22 protein-coding genes are annotated in these 26140 nt (G+C 73.0%); 15 read left to right on the top strand and 7 right to left on the bottom strand.

Annotated elements, in window-relative coordinates:
* The first annotated feature begins 65 nt into the window (after positions 1-65).
* The 3 genes from FYW99_RS23095 (at position 66) to FYW99_RS23085 (ending at position 2454) form a co-directional block, all read left to right on the top strand.
* Entirely contained in the window at positions 66-581 is a 516-nt protein-coding gene (locus tag FYW99_RS23095) for a hypothetical protein (protein WP_150254132.1), read from the top strand.
* A gap of 158 nt (positions 582-739) precedes the next feature.
* Positions 740-1825: an S-(hydroxymethyl)mycothiol dehydrogenase gene (locus tag FYW99_RS23090; RefSeq protein ID WP_061081071.1), complete on the top strand. Its 1086-nt coding sequence runs from the start codon at positions 740-742 to the stop codon at positions 1823-1825.
* The gene (locus FYW99_RS23085) at positions 1822-2454 is read left to right on the top strand and encodes an MBL fold metallo-hydrolase (protein ID WP_150254131.1); all 633 of its coding nucleotides are present in this window, start codon (positions 1822-1824) and stop codon (positions 2452-2454) included. Before FYW99_RS23090 ends, FYW99_RS23085 begins: the two co-directional genes overlap by 4 nt.
* 101 nt (positions 2455-2555) lie before the next feature.
* Here the strand turns inward: FYW99_RS23085 and FYW99_RS23080 are convergent, their stop codons facing one another.
* Positions 2556-3629 carry a hypothetical protein gene (locus FYW99_RS23080; RefSeq protein ID WP_190394767.1) on the bottom strand — a complete coding sequence of 358 codons (1074 nt, stop codon included), beginning with the start codon at positions 3627-3629 and terminating at the stop codon, positions 2556-2558.
* A 352-nt stretch (positions 3630-3981) separates the two neighbouring features.
* Between FYW99_RS23080 and FYW99_RS23075 the strand changes: the two genes are divergently transcribed.
* The gene (locus FYW99_RS23075) at positions 3982-7242 is read left to right on the top strand and encodes an AfsR/SARP family transcriptional regulator (RefSeq protein ID WP_150254130.1); all 3261 of its coding nucleotides are present in this window, start codon (positions 3982-3984) and stop codon (positions 7240-7242) included.
* Between the two features lie 61 nt (positions 7243-7303).
* On the opposite strand, the gene FYW99_RS23070 is transcribed toward FYW99_RS23075, so the two are convergent.
* Positions 7304-7921: a YHS domain protein gene (locus tag FYW99_RS23070; protein WP_150254129.1), complete on the bottom strand. Its 618-nt coding sequence runs from the start codon at positions 7919-7921 to the stop codon at positions 7304-7306.
* Positions 7922-8753: 832 nt separating this feature from the next.
* Between FYW99_RS23070 and FYW99_RS23065 the strand changes: the two genes are divergently transcribed.
* The 3 genes from FYW99_RS23065 to FYW99_RS23055 all read left to right on the top strand — a co-directional run bounded on the left by FYW99_RS23065 (position 8754) and on the right by FYW99_RS23055 (position 11049).
* Complete coding sequence (locus FYW99_RS23065; protein ID WP_150254128.1) at positions 8754-10127, top strand: multidrug effflux MFS transporter; 1374 nt, start codon at positions 8754-8756, stop codon at positions 10125-10127.
* Between the two features lie 59 nt (positions 10128-10186).
* The gene (locus FYW99_RS23060) at positions 10187-10699 is read left to right on the top strand and encodes a pyridoxamine 5'-phosphate oxidase family protein (RefSeq protein WP_150254127.1); all 513 of its coding nucleotides are present in this window, start codon (positions 10187-10189) and stop codon (positions 10697-10699) included.
* A gap of 140 nt (positions 10700-10839) precedes the next feature.
* The gene (locus FYW99_RS23055; RefSeq protein WP_017567061.1) at positions 10840-11049 is read left to right on the top strand and encodes a hypothetical protein; all 210 of its coding nucleotides are present in this window, start codon (positions 10840-10842) and stop codon (positions 11047-11049) included.
* Between the two features lie 160 nt (positions 11050-11209).
* Here the strand turns inward: FYW99_RS23055 and FYW99_RS23050 are convergent, their stop codons facing one another.
* From FYW99_RS23050 to FYW99_RS23035, 4 genes are all read right to left on the bottom strand, one after another.
* Positions 11210-11929, bottom strand: coding sequence for a DNA alkylation repair protein (locus tag FYW99_RS23050; RefSeq protein WP_150254126.1), 720 nt, complete (start codon positions 11927-11929; stop codon positions 11210-11212).
* A 90-nt stretch (positions 11930-12019) separates the two neighbouring features.
* Complete coding sequence (locus tag FYW99_RS23045; protein ID WP_150254125.1) at positions 12020-12877, bottom strand: SigB/SigF/SigG family RNA polymerase sigma factor; 858 nt, start codon at positions 12875-12877, stop codon at positions 12020-12022.
* A gap of 627 nt (positions 12878-13504) precedes the next feature.
* Positions 13505-14431, bottom strand: coding sequence for a cation diffusion facilitator family transporter (locus FYW99_RS23040; protein ID WP_150254124.1), 927 nt, complete (start codon positions 14429-14431; stop codon positions 13505-13507).
* Positions 14432-14618: 187 nt separating this feature from the next.
* Entirely contained in the window at positions 14619-15362 is a 744-nt protein-coding gene (locus FYW99_RS23035; protein WP_150254123.1) for a TetR/AcrR family transcriptional regulator, read from the bottom strand.
* Positions 15363-15443: 81 nt separating this feature from the next.
* On the opposite strand from FYW99_RS23035, the gene FYW99_RS23030 reads away from it, so the two are divergent.
* Positions 15444-17348 carry a CPBP family glutamic-type intramembrane protease gene (locus FYW99_RS23030; RefSeq protein WP_150254122.1) on the top strand — a complete coding sequence of 635 codons (1905 nt, stop codon included), beginning with the start codon at positions 15444-15446 and terminating at the stop codon, positions 17346-17348.
* A gap of 224 nt (positions 17349-17572) precedes the next feature.
* On the opposite strand, the gene FYW99_RS23025 is transcribed toward FYW99_RS23030, so the two are convergent.
* Positions 17573-19102, bottom strand: a complete 1530-nt coding sequence (locus tag FYW99_RS23025; protein WP_150254121.1) for an acyl-CoA synthetase — start codon at positions 19100-19102, stop codon at positions 17573-17575.
* Between the two features lie 460 nt (positions 19103-19562).
* Here FYW99_RS23025 and FYW99_RS23020 point away from each other — a divergent pair, with 460 nt between their 5' ends.
* The 7 genes from FYW99_RS23020 to FYW99_RS22990 all read left to right on the top strand — a co-directional run bounded on the left by FYW99_RS23020 (position 19563) and on the right by FYW99_RS22990 (position 26132).
* Positions 19563-20093, top strand: a complete 531-nt coding sequence (locus FYW99_RS23020) for a transposase (protein ID WP_263364087.1) — start codon at positions 19563-19565, stop codon at positions 20091-20093.
* Between the two features lie 247 nt (positions 20094-20340).
* Positions 20341-21261: a ketopantoate reductase family protein gene (locus FYW99_RS23015; protein ID WP_150254120.1), complete on the top strand. Its 921-nt coding sequence runs from the start codon at positions 20341-20343 to the stop codon at positions 21259-21261.
* Between the two features lie 114 nt (positions 21262-21375).
* Positions 21376-22815, top strand: coding sequence for an FG-GAP repeat domain-containing protein (locus tag FYW99_RS23010; protein WP_150254119.1), 1440 nt, complete (start codon positions 21376-21378; stop codon positions 22813-22815).
* A gap of 133 nt (positions 22816-22948) precedes the next feature.
* Positions 22949-23368, top strand: coding sequence for a spore-associated protein A (locus FYW99_RS23005; protein WP_150254118.1), 420 nt, complete (start codon positions 22949-22951; stop codon positions 23366-23368).
* Between the two features lie 50 nt (positions 23369-23418).
* Positions 23419-23832 (top strand): hypothetical protein, encoded by a 414-nt coding sequence (locus tag FYW99_RS23000; protein ID WP_061081085.1) that lies wholly within the window; start codon positions 23419-23421, stop codon positions 23830-23832.
* Between the two features lie 65 nt (positions 23833-23897).
* A complete protein-coding gene (locus tag FYW99_RS22995) occupies positions 23898-24314 on the top strand; it encodes a spore-associated protein A (protein ID WP_150254277.1) in 417 nt (138 codons plus the stop codon).
* 285 nt (positions 24315-24599) lie between these two features.
* Positions 24600-26132: an AfsR/SARP family transcriptional regulator gene (locus FYW99_RS22990; RefSeq protein WP_150254117.1), complete on the top strand. Its 1533-nt coding sequence runs from the start codon at positions 24600-24602 to the stop codon at positions 26130-26132.
* Positions 26133-26140: the final 8 nt, after the last annotated feature.

The following is a 26140-nucleotide window of genomic DNA, read 5'->3' as shown; positions in this document are numbered from 1 at the left end:
CCCTCCTTCAGGCTGCCTGAAGCCAGGGATATGCTTCAGGCACCCTGAAGGATGAAGGAGATCCCATGGAACACCTGCTGCTCTCGGTCCACGTGCTCGCCGCCATCGTGTTCGTCGGCGGATCGACCGTCGCGGCCAGCCTCTTCCCGCGGTTCGCCCCCGTCGCCGCCGCTGCGCCCGCCACCGTCGGCGCCGCCGACGCGGGGACCGCGGACACGCCCACGGGCGCCCGCTCCCCCGACAGGCGCGGCCCGGGCGAGCGCAACGCCGCCGTGGCCGCCCTGCTGCACCGCACCACCCGCGGCTACGCCGTCGCCGGAATCGTCGTCCCCGCGGTAGGGATCGCCCTGGCCCTGCTCCAGGGCCGGATGGGCGAGATCTGGATCATCGTCTCGATGCTGCTCACCGCCGTCGCGGGCCTCATGCTGGCTGCGCTGATCTACCCCCGCCAGCGCGAGGCGCTCCACGAGCCCGGCGACCCCCGCGCGCTGCGCACGCTGTCGATGATCACCGGGATCTACAACCTGGTGTGGGCGTCCGTCGTCGTGCTCATGATCGTCCGCCCGGGCTCGGGGACCTGACCGGCGCGGTCCCCGGACCCCGCCCCTCGGGAACCGGCGGAGACCGTCCGGCGCAGGACATCGCCCCGGGACCGGGATAGGTGTGACGCGGGTGGGGAATGGTGCCGGAAGCGGCGCGTACCCGCGCCGCCTCCGGCCACGTGTGGGGGTAAGCGAAGATGTCTCAGCGGGTACAAGGGGTGGTCTCCCGGTCCAAGGGGGCCCCGGTGGAGATCACCACGGTCGTCGTGCCCGATCCGGGCCCCGGCGAGGCCGTGGTCAGGGTCCAGACGTGCGGGGTGTGCCACACCGACCTGCACTACCGCGAGGGCGGCGTCAACGACGAGTTCCCCTTCCTGCTCGGGCACGAGGCCGCGGGCATGGTGGAGTCCGTGGGCGAGGGCGTGACCACCGTCGCACCGGGCGACCACGTGATCCTGAACTGGCGTGCGGTGTGCGGGGACTGCCGCGCCTGCCGCCGGGGGCGGCACCAGTACTGCTTCGACACGCACAACGCCGAGCAGCGGATGACCCTGGAGGACGGCACCGAACTCTCCCCCGCCCTGGGCATCGGCGCGTTCGCGGAGAAGACCCTGGTCGCCGCCGGGCAGTGCACGAAGGTGGACCCGCAGGCCTCGCCCGCCGCGGCCGGTCTGCTGGGCTGCGGGATCATGGCCGGGATCGGTGCCGCCATCAACACCGGCGGTGTGGGCCTCGGGGACTCGGTCGCCGTCATCGGCTGCGGAGGCGTGGGCAGCGCCGCCGTCGCGGGCGCGCGGCTGGCCGGGGCCGGGCGGATCATCGCCGTGGACCTGGAGGACCGCAAGCTCGAATGGGCGCGCGGCTTCGGCGCCACCCACACCGTCAACGCCTCCTTCGCCGACCCGGTCGAGACCATCCGCGACCTGACCGGCGGTTTCGGAGCCGACGTGGTCATCGACGCCGTGGGCACCCCCAGGACCTACGAGCAGGCCTTCTACGCGCGCGACCTGGCGGGCACGGTCGTGCTGGTGGGCGTGCCCACCCCGGAGATGCGCCTGGAGCTGCCACTGCTGGACGTGTTCGGCCGCGGCGGGGCGCTGAAGTCCTCCTGGTACGGCGACTGCCTGCCCTCGCGCGACTTCCCCGTGCTCATCAGCCTCTACCTCCAGGGACGCCTGGACCTGGACGGCTTCGTCACCGAGGAGATCGGACTCGGCGAGGTCGAGGAGGCCTTCGCCCGGATGGAACGCGGCGACGTCCTGCGCTCGGTGGTGGTCCTGTGAGCGGCGCGCGCGTGGAACACCTGACCACCTCGGGGGTCTTCGCCCTGGACGGCGGGGAGTGGGAGGTCGAGAACAACGTCTGGATCGTGGGCGACCGCGACCAGGCACTGGTCATCGACGCCGCGCACGACGCGGGCGCGATCCTGGGAGCGGTGGGCGACCGCGAACTGGTGGCGGTGGTGTGCACGCACGCGCACAACGACCACGTCAACGCGGCCCCGGCGCTGGCCGAGGCCACGGGTGCGCCCATCCTGCTGCACCCGGCCGACCGGGTGCTGTGGGACATGACCCATCCGGACCGTGCGCCCGACGCCGAGCTGTCCCAGGGACAGGACGTCAGGATCGCCGGGACCACCCTGACCGTCCTGCACACCCCGGGGCACGCCCCGGGCGCGGTGTGCCTGTACGCGCCCGAGCTGGGCGTGCTGTTCAGCGGCGACACCCTGTTCCAGGGCGGCCCGGGGGCGACGGGACGGTCCTACTCGGACTTCCCGACGATCGTGGAGTCCATCCGCGACCGGCTGCTGCCCCTGCCGGAGGACACGGTGGTCAACACCGGGCACGGGGAGTCCACGACGATCGGCGCCGAGGCCCCCCACCTCCAGGAGTGGATCGACCGGGGCCACTGAGGAGTGCGCCCGCGAGCCGGGCCGGGACCCATCCGGGGCCCGGCCGGGCCGCGCTCGTCCACGGGCCGGGGCCGGACCGCGCCGGCGCGGCCGCCGTCCGTTCAGGCGGGGCGTGCCTCGGTGAGGCGGGCCCCGTACTCCATGGCGGCGAGCACCGCCGGTACCAGCCGCCCGGAGAGCCGCGCCAGCCGGTCCGGGTCCAGGACGACGCGCAGCGCTCCCGGCGCGAAGGAGGCCAGCGCGCGCCCGACCAGGGGATCGTCCCGGCGGGCGCGCAGCCCGGCCACCGTGCCCGGCCAGTGCTGTTGCTGCACCGCGCCGAAGGCGGCGGCGGTGGTCCAGAGCGCGAACAGCGGGCCGGAGTCGCCACCCAGGTGCTCGGCGCAGTCCCGGCGCAGCTCTTCCGGCACCGCGCCCCACTCCGCCAGGACGTCCGGTGTGGGCCGGTGGGCCTCGGGCACGTCGTTGCCGGTGTCGATGACCACGGCCTCTCCGGTGTTCCAGCGCAGGAACGGCAGCAGCGGGGGCAGGTCCAGGACCGGCCCGCCGAAGCGGGCTCCCTCCGCGGCGAAGCAGGCCGAGCGCCGGAGCCCGTGGCCGTCGTTGCCCTTGATGCTGGGCAGGTCCTCGTGCTCGACCAGGTTGGGCGCCGCGACCAGGGTGGAGGTGCCGCGCTCCCGCAGGAACCGCAGGGCGGCGCGGTCGTCGGAGCGGCCCTCGGCGTCCGCCATGAAGCGGCCCATGTCCACGGCCAGGTCCCGCGGCAGGAGCAGGGCCAGCGTGGGCATGTAGGGGTTGACCACCGGGACGGCTCCGGCGCCGGTGAACACCGCCCACCGGGCCAGACAGGCGGTGCGCGAACCCCATTCCACGAAAAGGGAGAGCGCGGCCCCCGGATGCCTTTCCGCCGCGGCGCGCACGGAATCGGCGAAATCCGCACAGACGCGGACGTCGTCCTGGAGGACGAGGTGGTGGGTGGAGTCGAAGCGTTCCGCGCTGGAGAAGGCGACCTGGGAGGCACGCAGGGAACTGGGCGGCCCGTCGGGCTCGGGGTCCACGGCGATGCAGGCGTCCGCGATCCCCAGGGAGTCCAGGACGCGGCGCGCGTCGGCGATCCTGCGGGGGTGGGTCATGACGGACGCGGACAGCACGACGGGAGAAAGGGGGCTTGGCATAGGCCGAGAATAACCGGAAAACGGCCGGACACAAGGCCGGGGAAGACAATTTTTCTTTCCCCATAAACCCTTACCCGGCCAGAGTAGCACACGCATTATGGGAATTGCCATTCCGCTGTTCCCGGTATGCGGCCGCGCCGGGGAACGGCGGGGGTTCCGCGCCGCCGCGCCTCGGCCGGGGCGTCCCGGCACTCGCCCCGGCGGCCCGTCCACCGGCCCGGCTCCGGGGCGGTCGCCCGTCCCTCCCAGGAGGCCCGGGTCCGTCCGCACCGCCTCTCCGCACGCGGCGGAGTCGGCTCCGGCAGGGCAGGGAGGGATCCGGTCGGGCCCCGACCCGGGGGAGAATGCCGGTATGCGCGTCGCGATCCTGGGCCCCCTGCGAGTGGTCGCCGACGGCCGGAGCGCGGACGTCGGCGGGCCCCGCCTGCGCGCGCTGCTGGCCCGGCTCGCCCTGGACGCGGGCCGCCCGGTCGGTCACCGGCCCCTGGCTGAGGACCTGTGGCCGGAAGCTGGTGACGCGGTCGGTCCGGAGAACCCCCGGGCCGCACTGCACTCACTGGTCTCCCGGCTGCGGCGGGCCCTCCCCGACCCCCGCGCCCTGCGCTCCGAACCGGCCGGGTACCGCCTGGACCTTCCCGCCGACGCCGTCGACGCCGTGCTCTTCGCACGCCTGGCACGGCGGGGACGCGACGCCCTACGGGCAGGTCGGCACGGCGAGGCGGCCGAACACCTGGACCGGGCCCTGGAACTGTGGCGGGGCGATCCGCTGGCCGACATCGCCCCGCTGCCCTACGCCGAGGCCGCGGCGGTGCGCCTGGCGGAGCTGCGTCTGGGCGCGGTGGAGGACCGGGCCGAGGCCGGGCTGGCCCTGCCCGGCCGGGCTCCGAGCGCCGCCGAACTGGAGGCGCTGGCCGCCGAGCACCCCCTGCGCGAACGCCTGCGCACACTGCTCGTCGCCGTGCTCGACGCCGAGGGCAGGCGTGCCGAGGCCCTGTCCGCCTACGCCTCCTACCGGACCCGGCTGGCCGAGGAGCTGGGCACCGACCCCGGACCGCGGTTGCGCGCCCTCCACCTGCGGATCCTGCGTGAGGAGGGCGGTCCCGCACCCGCGCTCCCGACTCCCGCGCCAGCGCCGCAGAAGTCGGTGCCATCGGACCCCGGAGCAGCGCAGCCGTCCCCCGTTCCCGCACAGCCGCAAGGTTGCGCGCAGCCGGACCCCGCGACAACGTCCGCGTCAGCGTCCGCACCGGAACCCGTGTCCGCCCCACACGGCAACCTGCGCACCCCGCTCAACGCCTTCGTCGGCCGGGAGGGCGAACTGCGTCTGGTCGGCGAGCGGCTGGCCGAGCACCGGCTGGTCACCCTGGTCGGCCCGGGCGGCGTGGGCAAGACCCGGCTGGCGTCGGTCGCCGCCGCCGACACCGGCGGCCGGGTGTGGCTGGTGGAGCTGGGGCCGGTCGGCGGCCCCGACGACGTCCCCCAGGCGGTCGCCGGGGCGCTGGGCCTGCGGGTTCTGGCCGACCCCTTGGCCCGCCTGGTCGAAGCGCTGTCGGTCACCGACACCCTGCTCGTCCTGGACTGCTGCGAACACGTCGTCGACGCCGCCGCACGGCTGGCCGAGGAACTGCTGGGCCGCTGTCCCCGACTGCGCGTCCTGGCCACCAGCCGCGAACCGCTCGGCGTCGCCGGGGAGGCCCTGTGCCCGGTGCCCCCGCTCGCGCCGGAGGCGGCGCGGCGGCTGTTCACCGACCGGGCGCGGGCGGCACGTCCGGACTTCTCCCCCACCGGTGAGGTGGACCGGATCTGCGCGCGCCTGGACGGCCTCCCCCTGGCCATCGAGCTGGCCGCCGCGCGCCTGCGCTCGATGTCCGTCGAAGCGCTCGCCGCCGGTCTGGACGACCGGTTCCGGATCCTGGGCGTCGGCAGCCGCACGGCCCCGGCCCGCCACCGCACGCTGCGCGGGGTGGTCGCGTGGAGCTGGGACCTGCTCACTCCCGCCGAACGCGACGCGGCCGAGAGGCTGTCCGTCTTCCGGACCCTCACCACCGCGGCGGCCGAGCGCGTCGGCGTGGCCGCCGAGACCCTGTACTCCCTGGTGGACAGGTCGCTCCTGGAGACGGACGGGGACCGGTACCGGATGCTGGACACCATCCGCGAGTACGGGAGGGAGCGCCTGGCCGCGACCGGCCGGCTGGACGATGCCCGGTCCGCCCACACCGCGTGCTTCCTGGACCTGGCCGAGCGCGCCGAACCGCGTCTGCGGGGGCCGAAGCAGACGGAGTGGCTGGCCAGGCTGGCGGACGACCACGACAACCTGCTCGCCGCGCTGGGACACGCCCGCGACAGCGGCGACGCCGGGACCGCCGTGCGGCTGGGATCGGCGCTGGGCCTGTTCTGGGCCGTGCGCGGCGACCACGCCAACGCGGTCGTCCAGCTCGGAGCGGTCCTGCGCGGGTCGGCCCCGGAGGCGCGGGAACGGGAACCGGAGCAGGATCACCGGCTGCACGGGGCGGTCCCGAAGACGCGGGAGCGGGATCGGGGACCGGAGCGGGACGCCCGGCTGCGCGCGTCCGCCGCCTACCTGCTCAACGCCGTGTTCACGGGTGAGCTCACCGGCGCCGGTGAGGTGGTCGGGCCGCCGCCGGGCACGGCCGGCCCCGTCAGCGCGTTCGTGACGGCGCTGCTGGCCCTGGCCGAGGGCCGGACCGCCGACGGAACCGCCGCCCTGGAACCGCACCTGGCGCACCCCGACCCCTGGACGCGGGCGATGCTCTGGCTGGCCCGCTCCTTCCTGGGCGGTGCCTCCGGTGACACCGCCCGGGGCCGGGAGGACGTCGAGCAGGCCATGTCCGCCTTCCGCGAGGCCGGTGAGCGGTGGGGGCTGTCGCTGCTGCTGATGTCCCTGGCCTACTCCCGCGCCGCGACCGGCGACACCGGCGGGGCCACCGCCGTGCTGGAGGAGGCTCTGGCCCTGACCCGCGAGCTGGGCGACCAGCACGGGCAGCGGGTGTGGCTGGCGATGGCCTACGTCGACACCGGGAACACCGACCGCGCACGCGCCCGGTTGGAGGAGGTGGTCGCCGAGGCCGCCTCCACCCGCCAGGTGGCCCTGGCCCGGGTCTGCCTGGCCGACCTGGCCCGCCACGAGGGGGATCCGGCACGGGCCGGGCGGCTGCTCGACCTCGCGCGCGGGGCGCTCGGGGACGGCGAGCCGCCGGACCGGGCCCTGTACCGGGCCGCGGCCGGACACCTGGCCGCGGTCACCGGCGACCTCGGCGCGGCCGTCCGCCACCTGGTCGGGGCCTTCGTCCTGGCCGACACCCTGCCGGACCTGCCGATGCTCGCCCAGGTGGCCGTGGCCACGGCGGACCTGTTCCTGCGCGGGGACGAGCCCGCGCGGGCGGCGCGCGTCCTGGGGGCCGCCCACGCGCTGCGCGGCGGCCCCAACCCGTACCACCCCGACGTCGCCCGGCTGACCCGCGACCTGCGCGCCCACCGCGCCGACTACGACCGTGCCAGCCGCCTGACGCCGGAGGAGGCCCTGGCGGCGTTCCGCGTCGAACTCGACGGCCTGGCCGCCCGCGGCCCCCGGCCCCCGCCCGGAGCCCGGTAGGGCCGGGCGCCCGCCCCCGTGGCCACAGGTCGGCCCCGCCCCCTGCTGTGCCGGTCGCGCCCTACGCCGGTGCGGCCTCCCTGCGCTGCTTGCGCAGGAACTCCTCGCGGCAGTCGGAGCAGCAGAACCCGTGCAGCGTCCCCTCCCACTCCAGGGTGACGGCGGTGTCGTTGAGGGGGACGACCACCCCGCACAACGGGTCGCGCACCGCCCGCCCCCGGGCGAGGTCCTCCGCGTAGGGCTCGCTGATCAGCTCCACGAGCGCCTCGGAGTCGACCGCCCTGCCGAACACGCCCATGCTGCCCTCGGTCACCCCGACGACCTGCACCTGGACCACGGGCTCCCGGTAGGGTCGCTCGGCGTCGGCCCCGACCTCGGCGATGACCCTGGTGGCGTAGGCGACCAGGGCGTCGCTCATGGCCTTGCGCCACGGGCCCGGCACATGGAAGCGCACCGCGTACCGGGGTGCGGTGTCAGTGCCGAGGACGCGTTGGCCGACCACCCACACCTCGGGCTCGTGCACCACCACCTGCATCAGGGAGCCCAGGACCCGGTCCCATCCGGGCTGGATCTCCTCTCCCTCCGTCAGCTCGGTCACGGTGCCCAGGCGCTCGGCCAGTCGGCGGAGCCGTTCCGGTGCGAGGGAGCCCTTGGGGACGAACAACTCGATGAACATCATCGCAAAACACCTCCAGGACGAACGTGCCGGACCGCTCTGCCAGGAGGCTGCCAACCGGCTGTCAGGCCGGGACGCGCCGGACGGGACGGTCCGCTCGGCGGTTCTCCGTGCACGGCGCACGACCCTGTAAGAGCCCCGAAGCGGGACACGGGAACCGCCTCCCCGCGTCCGGCGCCACCCATGCGAACCGGCGGTATGGAAACACTCTCCGCCCACGAGAACTCCCCCTCCCGCAAAAGGCCGCCGAGAAGGAAATACCGAAGGCATCTCCTGGCCGAGAAAAGCCTTCCTCGACGGAGCGTTCCACACAGCCCGGACCGCACCGCCCCGAAATACCGGTCGGCCTTCCGGTCCACACACGCCCGTCGCACGAGGGCGGCACCGGGGAGCGGGTCCCCGCGCACGGAAGCCTGTGAGCTCCTGGGACGCACCCTCCGCGGCCGCCCTTTTCTTCACAGGAGGCGCGACACCGAAAAGCGCGTTCCGCCCATCGGAAATACCACCGGGTGACCATTGCGCATCGCGTACCGCGCGACCGGGAGGATGGGCGGAGACCAGCGCCCCGACAGCGCCCCCCTCCCCGCATGGGCGGCGTCACAGCGGACCGAATCCCTTTACCAGCAGGGCGTTCCAGCACCGTAATTCGGATCACTCGACGTGTTGGGTAAAGCGGGGATTGCCTGCTCCTAGCCTTGTGTTGGAGGCGGAAGTGATCCCGGGACCCTCTGGTCCGCTCATGGGACTTCTGCTGGCGCCCCGCCCGAAGGCGGTTCACGGCGCCCCCGCGTACCGCGCACCGCCTGTCGATACCTCTCCCCGCGTTGGAGCCTCGGTGACCCTTGCTTCCGCACGTCCGAATCGTCGTGCCCCGATCACCACGGACGTCCAGGTCGTCCCGGACACCCAGAACGTCCCGTCCACCCACGACCCCCTGAACCACCACGACGTGCCGGCGCAGGCCGGACCGGCCCGCCAGGACACCACCGCCGCCACGGCCCGGACGCGCCGCCGCACGCTGCTGCTCGTCATCGTCCTCGGCGTGCTGTCCGCGATCGGCCCGCTCGCCACCGACCTGTACCTGCCCGCACTGCCCCAGATCGCCTCCGACCTGGGCACCAGCGAGGCCAGCGTCAAGCTCACCCTGACCTCGGTGATGGCCGGTCTGGCCCTGGGCCAGCTCGTCATCGGACCGCTCAGCGACCGGTGGGGGCGCCGCGCACCGCTGCTGGTCGGCATCGGCGTGTTCACCGCCACCACCCTCGCCATCGCGACGGTGAGCAGCGTGGAGATGTTCAGCCTGCTGCGCTTCGGCCAGGGGCTGTCGGCCGCGGCCGGACTGGTGATCTCCCGCGCGATCGTGCGGGACGTGTTCGACGGCGACGCCGCCGCCACCTTCTTCTCCCGGCTGGTGCTGCTCTCCGGACTGGCGCCCATGCTCGGTCCGATCCTGGGCGGGCAGCTGCTCTTCTTCGGACCCTGGCAGCTGCTCTTCGCCGTGCTCGGCGCGACCGGGCTGGCGACCTTCGCCCTGGTGCTGTTCGGTCTGCCCGAGAGCCTGCCGCCCGAGCAGCGCGAGCGGGTCAGCCCGCGGGCGCAGCTGCGCGTGTTCGGCCGTCTGCTGCGCGACGTCCGCTTCACCGCTCCCACGCTCACGCTCGCGTTGAGCTTCGGGATGAGCTTCACCTACATCTCGACGTTCTCGTTCGTGGCCCACTCCCGCTTCGGGGCCAGCGCCCAGGAGTTCAGCCTGGTGTTCGCGGTGACCACGCTCGGGATGATCATCGGCAACCAGCTGAACGCCTACCTGATCCGCCGGGTCGAGATCCACCGCCGCCTGTTCCTGGGCCTGGCCGGGTCGATCGCCTCGGTGACCGCGCTGGCGGCCCTGGGGGGCTCGGGCGGAGCGAGCCTGACGACGGTGACCGCCGCGCTGTTCGTGATGATGGTGTTCACCGGACTGGTGTCGCCCAACGCCACCGCGCTGGCCCTGGACGGGCAGCCGCCGAAGATCGCCGGAAGCGGCTCGGCCCTGCTGGGCACGCTCCAGTTCGGCATCGGCTCCGGCCTGGCCTCGACCGCCGGACTGACCGGCCCGGTGAGTCTGGCCAGCATGACCACGGTCATGCTCGCCACGGCCGTGGCCGCCGCGGTGGTGTTCACCGCTTTCGCGGTGCGCACGCGACACACCGCGCTGGCCGCCGCCTGAGTGTCGGTGCGCACGGCTAGTGTGGTCCGCTCGTTCAGGCCAGACCCGAGGAGCGCGACGTGTTCCCCAGCCCCCAGGCGCAGTCCCTGACCAACGAGGCACCCGGTGTGTGGGAGGAGGTGCTCCCCCACCTGACGGAGTCGGCCGCGACGTGCTGGCTGACCGTGACGCGCGCGGACGACCACCCGCACACCCGGCCGCTGCTGGCGGTGTGGGTGGACGGACAGCCCTTCTTCGCGTCGGGCGAGGGCACCGCCAAGTCCCGGCTGCTGGCCGCCTCCCCGCAGGTGAGCCTGGCCTTCACCACCGGTCTCATGGACGTGGTGGTGGAGGGCACCGCCGAGTGGGTGCAGGACCCCGGCCTGCTGGGCCGGGTGGCCGCGGCCTACGCCGAACGCCACGGGTGGGCTCCGGTCGCCGGGGACGGCGGACTGACCGGCCCGGAGGGGGCGCCGACCGCGGGGCCGCCACCCTACCGGGTGTTCACGATCCCCCCGTCGACGGTGTTCGCCTTCCCGGTCTCGGAGCTGCCGCACGGCCCCACCAGGTGGCGGTTCGACGTGTGGCCGTGAACCGGGGACGGCGCGGACCCGGCGAAGGGACGGGTCTCCAGAGAAGCGGGAGACGGGACCGGGTGAAACGTCGCGTCTCGCGGGTAGGTCTCTGGCGAAGACAACACGACCTCCCACCCCCGATCCCCTGGAGGCAGAGAGTGCGAGTACGCATCGTTCTTTCGACCCTCGTCGTCCTGTGGCTGCTCATCGGACTGATCGCCGCGTTCCAGCGCGGTCTGTTCAGCGACGACGAGACCTCGTGCTCGACGCTGGGCCACACCGTCGGCACCATCTTCGTCGGACCGTTGAACTACATGGGGGTCAATCCGACCATCGAGTGCCCGCCCCTGCCCGAACCCTCCGAGTAGCGGATCCGGCGCCGTGCCCCCGCCGGGGCGCGGCGCCGTTCAGCGCCCGCCGACCGAGGCGGCGCGTCCGGGTTCGGGCCCCGGCGCGTCCGCCGGTTCCGGCCGGACCCGCGCGGCCTCGGTGATCGGCGGCGTTCCCCACCCGTTCGTCGGCGCGCGCTCACAGGGAACGGTAGTGGGCGCGCCGGCCGGGTTCGAGCTTCTCGATCGCGGCGCGCAGCAGGGGGCGCGGGGCTCGCGCGGCGTGGACGTCGAGGAAGGCCAGCAGCCGTTCCCGGTCCTTGTCACCGGCTGCCCGGAGCATCCACCCCACCGCCTTCTGCACCAGTTCGTGGTCGTCGCCCAGGAGGACCTCGGACAGGGCGAAGGCGTCGTCGAGGTCGTCGTGGGCGATGAAGTGCGCCGTCGCCACGATCGCGGTGCGCCGCTCCCACGGGTCCTCCGAGCGCGCCAGGGTGTACAGGACCTCGCGTGGGCGGTCCCGCAGGTGGCGGCCCAGGACGTGGTGCGCGGCCAGGTCCACCAGGTCCCAGTTGTTGACGCGGTCGTGGCGGCGCAGGTACAGCTCGGCGAGCGCGGCGACCTGGTCGGGCGTGCTGCGCCGGTGGCGGGCCTTCTTCTCCATGATGCTCATCGCCCCGGCCCGGGCCTCGTGCACGGGACTGTCCATCAGCTCCTCGATCTGGTCGAGGGGCATGTCCACGAACTCCTTGGCCAGGGCGAACACCGTGCCCATGCGCACGCCGACGAAGTAGTCGTCCTCGGGCTGGCGTCCGGCCTCGAAGCGGAAGTAGCGCTGGTACTTGTGGAGTTCCTCGTCGCTGCGGTGCTCGTCGAGGCGGGCCAGGAAGGCGCGGGCGGTCAGCGGTGCGGTGGCCATGGCGGCACGATAGACGATCCCGCCGACATTCGGCCGGTGCCGCGGGGAGGACGGCCCCCGTGGCGTCCTCCCCGCGGCACCGTGCGCCTCTCACTCGCGAGGGCGCCTGTCCTGTCCCATCTCCTCGCGCAGCTGCCCCAGGACTCCGTTGAGGAGCCGGGACACGTGCATCTGGGAGTAGCCGAGGCAGTCGGCGATCTCGGACTGGGTGTGGTCGCCGAAGAAGCGCAGCCTGAGGATCTCGCGCTCGCGTGCGGGCAGGCGGGCCAGGGCGGGTTTGAGCGACTCGCGCTGGACCACCAGTTCCATGCCCTTGTCCTCGCTGCCCAGGTGGTCCTCCAACCGGGCGCCCTCCTGCCCGTCGGAGTCGGAGGCGTCCGGGGCGTCCAGCGACAGGGAGCGGTAGGACTCCGAGACCTGGATGAGTTCGCCGACCTCGGCCTCGGGCAGCCCCATCTCCTCGGAGAGTTCGTGGATCGTGGGCGTGCGCGCGTGTGCCTGCTGGAAGTCGTTGAGCGCCTGGCGCAGCCTGATCCGGTTCTCCTGGTGGCGCCGCGACACGCGCACGGCCCAGGTGTGGTCGCGGAAGTGCCGCTTGATCTCACCGGTGACCGTGGGCATCAGGTAGGAGATGAACGGCTTTCCGTGGTCGGGATTGAAGCCGTGGATGGCCTTGACCAGCCCGAGCATGGCGGTCTGCTGGAGGTCGTCCAACGGTTCGCCGCGACCCCCGTAGCGGCGCGCGAGCTTGTTGACCAGCGGCTGGTAGAGGACCACGACCCGCTCGCACAGGTCGTCGGCCCGCGGGTCGTCCTCGTCCAGGCCGTGGAGTTCGCAGAGCATCTCCTCGGCGGAGGAGTCCTCGCCCCAGCCCGGTCTGCGCGGTCTGGGGATGGCGGGCGTGTGCTCGGAGGTCTGGCGTGATGTGTGGGGAACGTTGATGGACAAGAGGAAGCCCCCGGTGTCGTGTCCTGTGTGATGCCTGGTGTCTGCCTGAACGGCGGTGAGCCGACGGCGCGGCCACGCTGTCAGTCGAAGTAGGAGGCTGGGATCCGGCGGGGAATGATCGTCGTATGAGAAGTACATTCCCTCAGAAATGAACCCAAAAGCGGAAGAGATAAAATTTTTCGCCACGCAGTGGAAATGAGGGACATACTTGCCCCCGGCGACCGAAAAACGCGCGCAAAAAGCTCCGCACCCCCACGGGGCACCTCATGCCCGCACAGGACACGGCGGTCTGTTTTTCCTGACCAAAGGTGGTACACGCGAGCAGCGCGACCTCACATCCCGTGCGCCGACCATAATTTTCCGGGCAATTTTTATTTTACCCAAACACGCGTTCGAAAATAATTTCAAGAAAAATAAAACCTGGCTAAAAAACAGAGGTCGGGGCGAACGTCCCTCAAAAAGACTCTCCGGTCTCGGGGGGCGGAGCCCGCGACGAGCCGCCCGGGGAGCGGGCGTGTTCCCCACCGGGGCCCGCCCGCCGCCCCCGGTCCGGTCCCCGGGACCCCCGCCGGGGACGGCAGGAACGCTCCCGCGGCGAGGGCACGGCCCGTACGGTCCCGGTACGCCTCAGTCCGCTGGCTGCGGGCGCAGCAGGTCAGGCTCGATGTAGATGATCGTGGCGATGGGCACCGCCTCGCGGATACGCCGCTCCGCCTCGTCGATGGCGGCGGTGACGCGGCGGGCGTCGTCCTCGGCGTCCACGGCCACCTTGGCCGCGACCAGCAGCTCCTCCGGACCCAGGTGCATCGTGCGCATGTGGATGACGGCGTCGATGTCCGCGCAGTCCAGGATGGCCCCCCGGATGCGGCGGACGTGCTCCTCGCTGGCCGACTCACCGATGAGCAGGCTCTTCATCTCCACCGCCAGGACCACCGCGAACACCATGAGCAACAGGCCGATGGCCCCCGAGCCGAGCCCGTCCCAGACTCCGTTGCCGGTGATCAGGGTGAGGCTGACCCCGGCCAGGGCGAAGGCCAGGCCGATGAGGGCGCCGGTGTCCTCCAGCAGGATCACCGGCAGCTCCGGGGCCTTGGTGCGGCGGATGAAGCCGAACCACCCCACCCGGGCGCGTGCCGTCCTGGTCTGGCGCATCGCGGTGCGCAGCGCCGTCGACTCCAGGACGGCGGCCACCAGCAGCACCACGACGGGGACCCACTGCCAGGAGGTGATCGGGTGCGGGTCGCGGATCTTCTCCCAGGCCTCGTACAGGGCGAACAGGCCGCCGAGGGTGAACAGCACGATCGCCACCAGGAAGGCGTAGACGTAGCGCTCGTGGCCGAAGCCGAAGGGGTGTTCCCGTGTGGCCGTGCGCCTGGCCCGCCGCCCGCCGACCAGCAGCAGGATCTGGTTGCCGGAGTCGGCCACGGAGTGCACCGACTCGGCGAGCATCGCCGACGAGGCGGTCAGCAGGTAGGCGACGAACTTGGTCACGGCGATCCCGAGATTGGCCGCCAACGCCATGACCACGGCCCTCGTGCTGTCCTCACCACTCACGGCGTCGCCCCCTCGTCAGCCGCGGACCGCCCTGCCCGGAGACCCGGGGTGGTCCGCGCGGCCGTGCCGACCCTGGTCACCTGCGGCGGCCAGGGTCTCGCCCCGAACCGTCCCAGGTTCCGGGGAGGCCGGTGCACGCGCAAGCACCCCCGCCGCCGTGTCGGGCCGCGGGAACCCGGACGGAGCGTCAGGACTGCCCGGCGGCGCGGGAGCGCACGCGCATCTCGACTCCGTCCAGGAGCCAGTCCAGCCCCTGTGAGAAGGCCTCCTCCGGGGTCGGGCCCGCGGTGGTCACGCGTTCGATGGCCGGATAGCGCCCCTCTCCGCCCGCGCGGGCGGCCAGGAAGGCCTCCTGGACCGTGTCCCAGGTGCGCCCGTCGGGGGTGGTCCAGGCCTCGGCCCGGTCCGCCTGGACCACCAGGGCGACGTGCCCGCGGACGTAGCCGTCCACGGCCTCCACGACGGTGAGCGCCTCGTGGCCGCTCAGCCCGGTGCCGTCGAAGACCCGCACGGCGGAGTCGGCCCAGGCGAAGGCGTGCGGGCCGACCGGCTGTCCCGTGCCCGTGAGTTCGACGAGCCAGGGGTGCTCGCGGTAGGAGCGCAGGTCCTCGTGGGCCCAGGACCAGACCTTCTCCCTCCAGGTGCCGATGCGGGTGTGGGGCAGGACCGCCTGGCCGACCATCGTGTCCACCATCAGGGCGATCAGGGCCGACTTGTCGGGAACGTAGGTGTAGAGCGTGGCGGCGCCCACACCGAGCCGGGCGGCGACCCTGCGCATGGACAACGCGTCGACGCCCTCCTGCTCCGCGACCTCCATGGCGGCCTCGACGACGCGCTCCACGGTGAGGTTGTGCCGGGGGCCGCGCCGGGGCCGCTGAGGGCCGTCCCACAGCAGTTCGAGCGTGGCCGTGGGGTCGTGGACGTACGCCACTCTTGCCTCCTCGAAAAAACTCCGTACACTGTTCGAAGAAGGTCGAACACCGTACGGAGTTTAGCCCCCGGGAAGGCGGCCATGCCGGACAAGCCCCACTCCACGCCCCCATCCGACACCGGATCCCCCTCCTCCAGGGCCGCACGCCCACGGGCGGGCCCCGTGGCCCTGGCCCTCCTGGTGTTCGGTGCCGCCACCCTGGTCGGTGTGCTCGCCGCGGCCGCCTCGACGCTGGCTCCGGGTTCGGCCGGGGACCCCGACTCCCTCGCCGCCCTGGCCGTGCGGGCCGTCCTCTGCACGGCGCTGGTCCCGCCGCTGCTGTGGGCCGCCCGCCGCTTCCTGGACCGCTCGCCGACTCCCGCGTTCGGCCTCGCACCCGGGAGATGGTTCGTCCCGCCGACCGGTGCGCTCGCCGTCCTCCTCGCCTCGGCCGTGCTCCTGGGCGCGGCGTCGGCCCTGGGCGCGGCCTCCCCGGACACCGGTGCGGTCGGGGACGCCGTCCTGACCCTGGTCGTCCTCCTCCCCCTGCTCCTGGCGGCCCAGATCCTGCCCGAGGAACTGGTCTTCCGCGGCTACGCACAGCACCACCTGGGCCACCGGTTCTCCCCCTGGGCGGCCCTTCTGGGCCAGGCCGTCCTGTACACGCTCTTCGTCGCCGCGGTCACCGGTACACCGGAACGCTCCGGCGAGGTGTTCCTCCTGGGTCTGTTCCTCGGAGCCCTGAGAACGACCACCGGGGAGGTGTGGACACCACTGGCCGCGCGAACGGCCCTGACCGCCGTCGGTGTGCTCTCCGACGACCTGGGCCCGCGCCTGCTCTCCGCTCCGGAACTGTGGCAGGCGCTGTTCTCCTTCGGCCCGGCCCTGATCGCCTTCTGGGCCGTCCACCTGCTGCGCGGCCGCGTCCGCGGCCGGGTGGACGACCCCTTCCCGGATGCGGGCCGACCGCGCAGCCCCCTGGTCCAGAAGGGGATCCTGTACGACGTCGGCTCCAGCTACCTGCCCGGCCAGAGCTCCCGGCAACGGTGGCGCCCGGAGGTGGTGGACCGGGAGATGCGGGTGATCCGCGAGGACCTGCGCTGCACGGCGGTCACCGTGTTCGGCGAGGACCCCGGACGGCTGGAGGAGGCGGCGGGCCTGGCGCTGGACCGGGGGCTGTACGTGTGGATCCAGCCCCGCCTGGTCGACGCGGCGCCCCGGGAGCTCGCGACCCACCTGGGCCGGACCGCGGAGGCGGCCGAACGGCTGCGCCGCGACCACCCCGGGCGGGTCGGCCTCAACGTGGGCTGCGAGATCAGCGTGTTCGCCACCGGAGTGCTGCCGGGCCGCGACTTCGACCGACGCACGCGCGCGCTGGGTCTGCTCTTCCCCCTGCTGCCGTGGTTCGACCGCAGGCTCAACCGGCTGCTGCGCGAGCTGGCGGGCACCGCGCGCGCGAGGTTCCGGGGGCCGCTCACCTACGGTTCCGGTGTCTGGGAGACCGTGGACTGGACACCGTTCGACGTGGTCGGCGTCGACTACTACCTGGACGAACTCACCCGCCGCACCTACCGGCAGGGGCTGCGCCGGCTGCGCGCCCACGGCAAGCCGGTGGTCGTCACCGAGTTCGGCTGCTGTTCCTACGCGGGTGCCCGGGACAAGGGCGGCTCGGGCTCGGACATCATGGACTGGAGCGACCCGGAGGACCGCAGGATCAGGGGCGGGCACGTCCGCGACGAGCGGGTGCAGGCCGACCTCATCGGCGACCTGTTGGACGTGTTCGAGACCGAGGAGGTGCACGGGGCGTTCGTGTGCATGTTCATCGAGGGGGACTGCCGTTACTCCCCCGACCCCACCCGCGACCAGGACATGGCCAGTTTCGGGATCGTGCGCCCGCCTCCGCTGGAGTCGGGACTGTCCCCCGACGACGGCCACTGGGAACCCAAGCTGGCCTTCCACACCCTGGCCGCCCGCTACGCCGGGGATGCGCCCGACCACGCGGTCTGAGCCGCCGGCTGCGGGTCCTGGACGGGGCGGCCCGGGCGCTGGGGACGACCGTGCCGACGCCGTCACCCGGCTGGAGCGGGCACGCCTGGAGCATCTGCTGGACCCCGAACTGCTGTCCCGGCACCGCGCGGAGCGACCGCGGGGCCCGGGGCGGCACGGCCTCTGAGCCGGTGGGCCGCGCGCACGGCGGCGCGGCCCCAGGCACGGCCCCGGTGCGATGTCCGTCAGGCCATGCGTTCGCGCAGCTCGCGTTTGAGGATCTTGCCGGAGGCGTTGCGCGGCAGCCCGGCCACCACCCGCACCTCCTTGGGCGCCTTGAACGCCGCCAGGCGGGCGCGCACGTGCTTCACCAGGTCGTCGGGCAGGGTCTCGGGGTCGGCCTCCCCGGTGGGCACCACGAACGCGGTCACCGCCTCGATCCACCTCTCGTCGGGTGCACCGACCACCGCGGCCTCGGCCACCCCGGGGTGGGTGTACAAGGCGTCCTCCACCTCGCGGGAGGCCACCAGCACGCCGCCGGTGTTGATGACGTCCTTGATCCGGTCCACCACCTCGATGTAGCCCTCGGCGTCGACGCGCACCAGGTCGCCGGAGTGGAACCAGCCGTCCCGGAAGGCCGCCTCGGTCTCCTCGGGCTTGTCCCAGTAGCCCCGGCACAGCTGCGGCGACCGGTACACCACCTCGCCCAGCTCCCCCGGTGCGACGTCGCGCCCCTGGTCGTCCACCACCCGCAGCTCCACGAACAGGGCGGAGCGGCCCGCGGAGGCGGGGCGCGCGTCGTGCTCCTCGGGGCGCAGGACGGTGGCCAGCGGGCCGATCTCGCTCTGTCCGAAGCAGTTGTAGAAGCCCAGCCCGGGCAGGGCCGAGCGCAGCCTGTCCAGCACCGGGCCGGGCATGACCGAGGCCCCGTAGTAGGCCTTGCGCAGGCTCGACAGGTCGCGCCGGGCGAAGTCGGGGTGGCCCGCCATCGCCACCCACAGCGTGGGCGCGGCGAAGAAGGCCCCGTGCCCCGCCGTCTCGATCCGCTCCAGCAGGTCGGCGGGGTCGGGGGACTCCACCAGGGTGTTGCGCGCCCCGACCGCCAGCCACGGCATGAGGAAGACGTGCATCTGCGCGCTGTGGTAGAGCGGCATGGCGTGCAGGGGCTCGTCGTCGGCGGACAGGTCCAGGCCCGCCACGCAGGACAGGTACTCGTGCACGAGCGCCCGGTGGGTCATCATCGCGCCCTTGGGGCGGGAGGTGGTGCCGGACGTGTACAGCAGCTGCACCAGGTCGGTGTCGCGGACATCGGCGTCCAGGTCGGGCACCGGCCCCTCCAGGCTGTCGGCGAGCAGCGAGCCGGGACCCTCGCGCAGCTCCAGCACCTGTTCCACACCGGTCTCGGCGCGCAGCGCGTCCACGGCCGGGCGCAGGGCGGGGTCGGCCAGGACGATGGTGCTGCCCGACTGCTCCAGCAGGTAGGCCAGTTCCTCCCCCTGGAGGGCGAAGTTGACCGGCACGTGGACCAGTCCCGCCCGGGCGCAGGCCAGGAACCCGACGAGGTAGGCGTCGGAGTTCCTGCCGTAGGCCGCGACCCGGTCGCCCCGGACCGCGCCGAGACCGAGCAGGCGTGCGGCGGCGCGGGTGACCGCGGCGTCCAGGTCGGCGTAGGTCCAGGTGCGCCCGCCGAAGACCAGCGCGGTACGCCCGGGGGTGCGTGCCGCGCTGCGCCGGAGGATGTCGTCCACGGTGCTGGATGTCGTCGAACCGGTCATGTCCTGCCTCCCGCCCGTCGGTACGGCCCCTGGGGCCGTCGGCAGCACCCATCCTGTGGCGCACCGGGCCGCGCTGGCAACACCCCGGCGGAGGACGGGGCGGTGCGTCTGTACGGCTGAACCCTTGCCGCTGCGGATCCCACGGCCCTACCTCTCCTTCACGAGAGCGCCACCGGCTTCAGCCGGAGGGTGAACCGCCCGTCACGAAACGTCACGCCCCCGCGCTAGGGTCGACCCACACCAGGCAGGAGGTGACACATCAAGCGCGAACGCGGCCACAAAGCCCGCCTCCACCCCGCCAAGGACCTACCCGTGGGCAAGCACGCCGACGCCGCCAACCGCGTCACCGGTGCCCGGTTGGTACGGGAGACCCATGGCTGGCACGTGGTGTTACGGGTGCGCACCGAGGCCAAGGAGCCCGCACCCCCTGTCAGCCCGGGGGGTGGGCATCGACCGGGGTGTGGCCAAGCCGCTCGCCCTGTCCGATGGCACCTTCCGTGAGCACGGGCCGTGGATGACCATGGGTGAGGCCGAGCGTCTGCGCCGGTTGGAGCGCAGAGCCGCACGCCAACGGCGTCACCGCACATCCGGACAGCCGTCTTCGAACCGGTTGCGTCGGACCTATGACCAGATCGCCGGGGTGCGCGCGAAAGCCAAGCGCCGCGTCCTGGACTGGCAGCACAAGGTCACGTACGCCCTGGCCGAGGAGTTCGGTGTGGTGGGGGTCGAGGACCTGCACATCACCAGCATGGTCCGCTCGGCCCGGGGGACGGTGGAGGCCCCGGGCACCAACGTCAGGCAGAAGGCCGGGGTGAACCGTGCCATCGCAGGCCAGGCGTGGGGGCGCACCGTCGCGTTGTTGGAGTACAAGCTCGCCGACCGGGGCGGGCACCTGGTGCGGGCGCCCGCCCACACACACCTCGCGGCGCCGCTCGGCATGCCAGGCCATCACCGAGGGCAGCCGCGAGTCACGGGACCGGTTCGCCTGTAAGGCCCCCGGGTGCGGGGACAATGCCGCGCACGCCGACACCAACGCCGCACGCACTATCGAGCACCTGACCAAGCAGCAAGCGCCCCAGGACATGGTGGGTGCCAGGACGTGGAGCCCTCGCTGTCAGGCGGGCTGTGAAGCGTAGACCACCAGCGGCGGATAGGTTCTGTTAGCTGGATCCTTCCGTCTTCAGGCGGAGGAGGATGTCAAGTTGTCCGTTGTCGTACAACCACCGGGCGGGAGCAGCATGAGGATTCTTGTCGTAGGAGCCGGAGCGGTCGGCGGCTACTTCGGAGCGCATCTGGTCCGGGCGGGCCGGGACGTGGACTTCCTCGTCCGCCCCGCCCGTGCCGCGCTCCTGCGCGAGCACGGCCTGCGCGTGCGCGACGTGCAGGGACGGGTGGAGGCGGTGCCGGTCCGCGCGGTCACCGCGGACCAGGTGGGCCCCGACTACGACCTGGTGGTCGTGGCCGTCAAGTCGTACGGGTTCGACGAGGCCCTCAAGGACCTGTCCCCCGCCGTGGGCCCGCGGACGGCGGTGCTGCCCTTCCTCAACGGCATGCGCCACGTCGACGCCCTGGTCGAGCGCTTCGGCGCCGACCGGGTCTACGGCGGCGTCGCCATGGTGATGACGCGCCTGGGTGACCTGGGGGAGATCGTCCAGGTCGGCACCATGGGCCAGCTGGTCTACGGGCCGCTGGGCGAGCACCCCGTCGTCGCACCACAGGACGTGCACGCCGCGCTGGACACCGGGGACCACACCGCCACCTCCGCAGCGGACATCCGCCAGGAGCTGTGGGACAAGTGGGTGTTCCTGGCGACCCTGGGCGCGTGCACCTGCCTGATGCGCGGCCCCATCGGCCGGGTCAACAGCGCGCCCGGCGGTCAGGAGTTCACCGCCGCGGTGTTCGCCGAGGCCATCGCCGTGGCCACCGCCTCCGGCCACCCGCCGGGCGAGGCGGCCCGCGAGAGGGCCGACGCGATCATCGCCAACACCACGGCCTCGACCACGACCTCGATGTACTGGGACCTGACCCACGGCAACCCGGTGGAGGCCGACCACATCATCGGTGACCTGGTCTCCCGGGGAAGGGAGCTGGGCGTGCCCACGCCGCTGTTCTCCCTGGCGTACACGCACCTGAACGTCTACGAGCAGGGACGCACGTAGTTCTGGTAGCGCGGCGGTCTCGGCGGTCCGGTCGCGGCCCGCCTCCGGTGCGGCTACCCTCGCAGCACGCTCCGCCGCACGGGCGGTCCGGCGCGCCGCCAGGATCGGAGGCCCATGGTTCCCCGTCGTCTCGCCCTGCTCCCCTGTGTGCTGCTGTTGTCCGCGTGCGGAGGCGACCCGGATCCGGGGACGGGGGCGGAGACGGAAACGTCCGCCCCCGAGGAGGTCCGGGAGTACGAGACGGCGCCCGTGCCCGAGGGGGAGGGCAGTGCCGTGCCCGACGACGTCAACGGCGACGGCTTCCCCGACCTCCTCTTCACGACCCGCTACGACCCGGACTCCGAGGCGGGGTTCCTCTCCCAGCGCCTGATGACCGTCAACGGCTCACCCGAGGGCCCGGATCCGGCCGCCCGCACCGTCTGGAGCCCGTACACGGTGCTCCCCGTCACCTCCCCCGGGACCGGAGGAGAAGGCACCCGGCCCGGCACGGCCGACCTGGACGGCGACGGCTTCGCCGACATCCCGGTCCTGGTCCACGCCGACGACGAACTGGGGCTCGGTATGGCCGCCAGCGGGCGGGGACCCAGGGCGATCGTGTGGGGCGGCCCCTCGGGCCCCGATCCCGACACCCCTCCCACCCCGATCACGCTCCTCACCGGGGAGGGCTGGCAGGACACCTTCACGGCCCTGGCGAACGGTGACTTCGACGGCGACGGCGCCCCCGACCTGGCCGTCGCCAAGGCGTCGGCGAACGGTGAGGCCTCGCGCCTCAGGGTCATGTACGGTCCCTTCGACCGGGACGGCGCTCCGGCGCGCAGCGCACAGCGGACGGTGAACGCACAGGTCGGCGGCCTCGTCGCCGAACCCCCCGCCCTCGAGGGCGGCACGTCACGGCTGCTGTTCCAGCACGGCAACGACGGAGGGCAGTCCGAGAACACACTGCTGCTGACCGGCCCCGGCGATCCCGCGCGGTGGGAGTCGGTGGAGCTGGTCTCCGGTTCGCTGGCCGCCTTCGGCGACCTGAACGGCGACGGGGAGGGCGACCTCGCCCTGGGTGACAGCGGCAGCCGCAACGACGAACCGGGGTACAGGACGGAGCCGCCCGAGGTCGACCAACGGGTGAACGTCTACCTCGGTCCCCTCACCACAGAGGCCTCCACTCCCCTCGCGGTGTACCTGGCCAGGGGCGAGCCCGTCTCCTCCACCACCAGTCGCGCCATGGCCGTGTGCGACCTGGACGGCGACGGCACCGACGTCCTCGCGGTCAGCCGCGACGTCCACGGCGTCGACCTGCTGCGCCACACCGGCGACGGGATCGAGGTGGACGGCGCGGAGCCGCTGGTCCGCCGGGGCCCCGAGAACGGCCCCCTCGCCGCCGGAGACGCGGCCGGGCGGGTGGCCGGTCTCTTCTCCTGCGCGGACTACGACGCGGACGGCGCCGACGAACTCGCCTTGGCCCACGACCTCGAAGGCACCCGGGACACGCCCGTGCGCTGGTGGATCACCAACGGCCGGGGCGAGGACGAGGCCTCCTTCGACAGCGCCGCGTTCTAGGGTTCCGGGCCCGGGAGCGGCGCACGAACCCGGTGCGAAGCGGAACCGAAGCCGGTTCGAAGCGGACCGTGTCACAGTCCTTCCCGGCGTCCGCACGGAGCGGGTGCCGGTACCTAGGACGGAAGACTCCCCCATGTTCAAGAAGTTCCGGACCGCCGCCCTGCTCACGGCGGCCCTGGCCACCGGCTCGCTGGCACTGGCGTCACCGGCGTCGGCGGCGGCTCCCGTGGCGGAGTACAACGGCGTCTGCGGCAGCGGCTACGGCGTCGTCGGCCACACCAACATCGGCTCCAAGGGCACCCTCTTCCTGACCTACAACAACTCCAACGGCTACAACTGCGCGGTGACCGTGCGGGCCAACCCCGGCGCGGCCGTGGAGATGACGGTCGGCCTCAAGCGCACCAGCGACCCCGCCAGTCAGGCCCAGGTGGACAGCGGCCACTACACGACCTACGCCGGGCCGGTCTACCGCAGCGCGGCCGGTGCGTGCGTGGACTGGTTCGGCAACATCAGCGGCACCAACGTGAACAACAACGAGACCAACTGCGGCTGACCCCCCTCGCGCCGCGACGGGCGGCGCGTCGAAGCACGACTGGGAGCACCATGAGAAACCTCCTGAAGAAGGCCGCCACCCTCGCCGCGGCCACCGGGATCGCCGCGGCCGGTCTGATGGCCACCGCCGCGCCCGCCTCCGCCGCCTCCTACAACGGGGCGTGCGGGTCCGGCTACGGCGTCGTCAACAAGGTCGAGTTCCCCGACAACCGCGGAACGACCTTCCTGACCTACAACAACTCCAACGGCTACAACTGCGTGGTCACCGTGCGCACGAACCCGGGCGCGGCCGCGCCGATGGAGGCGTTCGTCCGGGTCTCGGGCACCTCGTCGTGGAAGCGGGACAGCGGCAACTACACGACCTACGCCGGTCCCGTCTACCTGTCGGCGGCGGGCCAGTGCGTCGACTGGGGCGGCACGATCGGCACGATCACGAAGACCGTCCCCCGCACCAACTGCGGCTGAGGCCCCCGTTCCACGTCCCGCTCCCTCCCTGCTCCACATCCTCTCGACCCGTGATCGGACATGACATGAACAAGCTCGCGAAGAGGGCCGCGGCCGTCGCCGCCGCCGCCGGTATCGGCCTGGGCGGCCTGCTCGTCAGCGCCTCCCCCGCCGCGGCGGCCACCTACGGCGGCGAGTGCGGCTCCGGGTACGGCATCGTCAACCAGGACAACATCGGCAGCACGGGCACGGTCTTCCTGACCTACAACAGCTCCAACGGCTACAACTGCGTCGTGGCCAAGCGCAACAACCCCGGCTCGGCCGTGCTGGTGGAGGCGGGTCTGTCGATCAGCCCGGCCGGAAACCACTGGGACGTCTACGACGGCGGCTACTTCACCACCTACGCCGGTCCGATCTACCTGAACGCGGCAGGCAGGTGCGTGGACTGGATGGGCCGCATCAGCGGCACCCAGGGCGGCGACGAGGGCACCAACTGCGGCTGACCGGCCCGCTTACGGGCGGCCCCGGCCGGTTCTCGCCGGGGCCGCCCGACCTCTGCCCTTCTTCGCATGGTTTGCGACCATTAGCGAAACAAGTCCTCAATGGACCGAAAACCAAAGCCCCAGGTCATCTCAGAGCCGCCCGGGCACTCTCCGCACTCTCCCCCCCACGCAGGTGGACGGTGCGCCGACGAGTGTCGTATGCTCCGCGACGTTGCGCAGCGGAGTATTCATCGTGCGTCAGGGAGTTCATGAGTGGAGACCGATCTGTCAGGGATTCGGTACCGAATGCTCGGTTCTGTCGAGGTGCACTCCGAAGGTCGTCCGGTCAGCACGGGAGGGCCCAAAAGGCGTACCGTCCTGGCCGCCCTCCTCCTGCAACCCGACACCGTCGTCCCCGACAACCGGCTCATCGACCTGGTCTGGGGCGAACACCCGCCGCGCAGCGCACGCTCCCAGCTTCAGGTGCACGTGCACGGACTCCGTAAGATCCTGGACGCGGACACGATCGTCCGGAGCACCTGCGGCTACCGGATGACCGTGGCGGCCGAGGCCACGGACAGCGGCGTGTTCGAGCGGCTCCTGGTGCGCGCGCACTCCGAGCGGGCCGCCGACCGCCCCGCCGACGCGGTCCGGACCCTGCGCACCGCGCTGTCGCTGTGGACGGGCCCCGCACTGGGCGGCGTCACACCGGCGCTCGCCGCCCACGCGCGCCCGGCCCTGGAGGAGAGGCGGCTGCACGCCCTGGTGGAGCTGTACGGCGCCGAGATCGACCTCGGCCGCGGGGCCGCCGCCGTCCCCGAACTGCTCTCGCTGTGCGCGGAGCACCCGACCCACGAACGCTTCACCGGCCTGCTGATGTCGGCCCTGCACGCCTGCGGACGCACCGGGGAGGCACTGGAGGTCTACGCGGCGCTGCGCGAGAGGCTGGCCGACGAACTGGGTACCGACCCCGGCGCCCGGCTCCGGCAGCTGCACCTGGACCTGCTCACGGCCGAGCCGGACGGCGGACGCACGCGCGGCGGTGCGCACGGCGTCCGCCGGGTCCGCCCCGCCGAACTGCCCTACGGGGTCGGTGAGTTCGTCGGCCGCTCAGCGGAGCTGTCCGTGCTCGACCGGGCGCTGGACGACGACCGGAAGGCCGACCGCTGGCCCGCGGTCTTCCTGCTCACCGGGGTCTCCGGCGTCGGCAAGACCGCGCTGGCCCTGCACTGGAGCCACACCGTCCGGGACCACTTCCACGACGGCCAGCTCTACGTGGACCTGCGCGGGTCCGCCTCCGGGGAGGAGCCCACCCGGCCCGACGACGCGCTGCGCCAGCTGCTGCGCGGCCTGGGCGCGGACCCCCGGGGCCTGCCGACCGGCGCCGGCGAGCTCGCCAAGCTCTTCCGGTCGGTGACGGCCGACCAGTGCCTGCTGTTCCTGTTCGACGACGCCGCCTCGGCCGAACAGCTCGTTCCCCTGCTGCCCACCGGCCGGGGCAGCGTGGTGCTGGTCACCAGTCGGCACCCGTTGACGGGGCTGGTCGCGCTGTTCGGCGCCCGTCCCCTGCCGCTCGACGTGCTCTCGGAGGAGTCCTCGGTCGAGTTGTTCCTGTCCGTGGCCGGGATGTGGGCCCGGGCCGCGGAGCTGGCCCTGGTCGCCCGGATCGCCGACCGCTGCGGGCGGCTGCCGCTGACGCTGAGGCTGGCCGCGGCCGCCCTCGCCGCCGGGACCTCCGCGGTGGACCTGCCCTGGTCCGACATCGTGGCCGACCCCGTCCCGGGGCCGTCCGCCGGTCCGCCTCTGGCGCTGACCCCCTCGGACCCGGCCTCCGGCTGAGGGCCCCG

The organism is Nocardiopsis deserti, assembly GCF_008638355.1.
GTDB lineage: Bacteria > Actinomycetota > Actinomycetes > Streptosporangiales > Streptosporangiaceae > Nocardiopsis > Nocardiopsis alborubida.
Note: the sequence above shows the minus strand (reverse complement) of the source record. Positions and strands in the feature narration are given on the sequence as shown.

Excerpts from the sequence above, each read along its gene's own strand:
- FYW99_RS23095 (WP_150254132.1), top strand. The coding sequence starts at position 66 with ATGGAACACCTGCTGCTCTCGGTCCACGTGCTCGCCGCCATCGTGTTC.
- FYW99_RS23090 (WP_061081071.1), top strand. The coding sequence starts at position 740 with ATGTCTCAGCGGGTACAAGGGGTGGTCTCCCGGTCCAAGGGGGCCCCG.
- FYW99_RS23080 (WP_190394767.1), bottom strand. The coding sequence starts at position 3,629 with ATGCCAAGCCCCCTTTCTCCCGTCGTGCTGTCCGCGTCCGTCATGACC.
- FYW99_RS23075 (WP_150254130.1), top strand. The coding sequence starts at position 3,982 with ATGCGCGTCGCGATCCTGGGCCCCCTGCGAGTGGTCGCCGACGGCCGG.
- FYW99_RS23070 (WP_150254129.1), bottom strand. The coding sequence starts at position 7,921 with ATGATGTTCATCGAGTTGTTCGTCCCCAAGGGCTCCCTCGCACCGGAA.
- FYW99_RS23050 (WP_150254126.1), bottom strand. The coding sequence starts at position 11,929 with ATGGCCACCGCACCGCTGACCGCCCGCGCCTTCCTGGCCCGCCTCGAC.
- FYW99_RS23030 (WP_150254122.1), top strand. The coding sequence starts at position 15,444 with ATGCCGGACAAGCCCCACTCCACGCCCCCATCCGACACCGGATCCCCC.
- FYW99_RS23025 (WP_150254121.1), bottom strand. The coding sequence starts at position 19,102 with ATGACCGGTTCGACGACATCCAGCACCGTGGACGACATCCTCCGGCGC.
- FYW99_RS23015 (WP_150254120.1), top strand. The coding sequence starts at position 20,341 with ATGAGGATTCTTGTCGTAGGAGCCGGAGCGGTCGGCGGCTACTTCGGA.
- FYW99_RS23010 (WP_150254119.1), top strand. The coding sequence starts at position 21,376 with ATGGTTCCCCGTCGTCTCGCCCTGCTCCCCTGTGTGCTGCTGTTGTCC.
- FYW99_RS23005 (WP_150254118.1), top strand. The coding sequence starts at position 22,949 with ATGTTCAAGAAGTTCCGGACCGCCGCCCTGCTCACGGCGGCCCTGGCC.
- FYW99_RS23000 (WP_061081085.1), top strand. The coding sequence starts at position 23,419 with ATGAGAAACCTCCTGAAGAAGGCCGCCACCCTCGCCGCGGCCACCGGG.
- FYW99_RS22995 (WP_150254277.1), top strand. The coding sequence starts at position 23,898 with ATGAACAAGCTCGCGAAGAGGGCCGCGGCCGTCGCCGCCGCCGCCGGT.
- FYW99_RS22990 (WP_150254117.1), top strand. The coding sequence starts at position 24,600 with ATGCTCGGTTCTGTCGAGGTGCACTCCGAAGGTCGTCCGGTCAGCACG.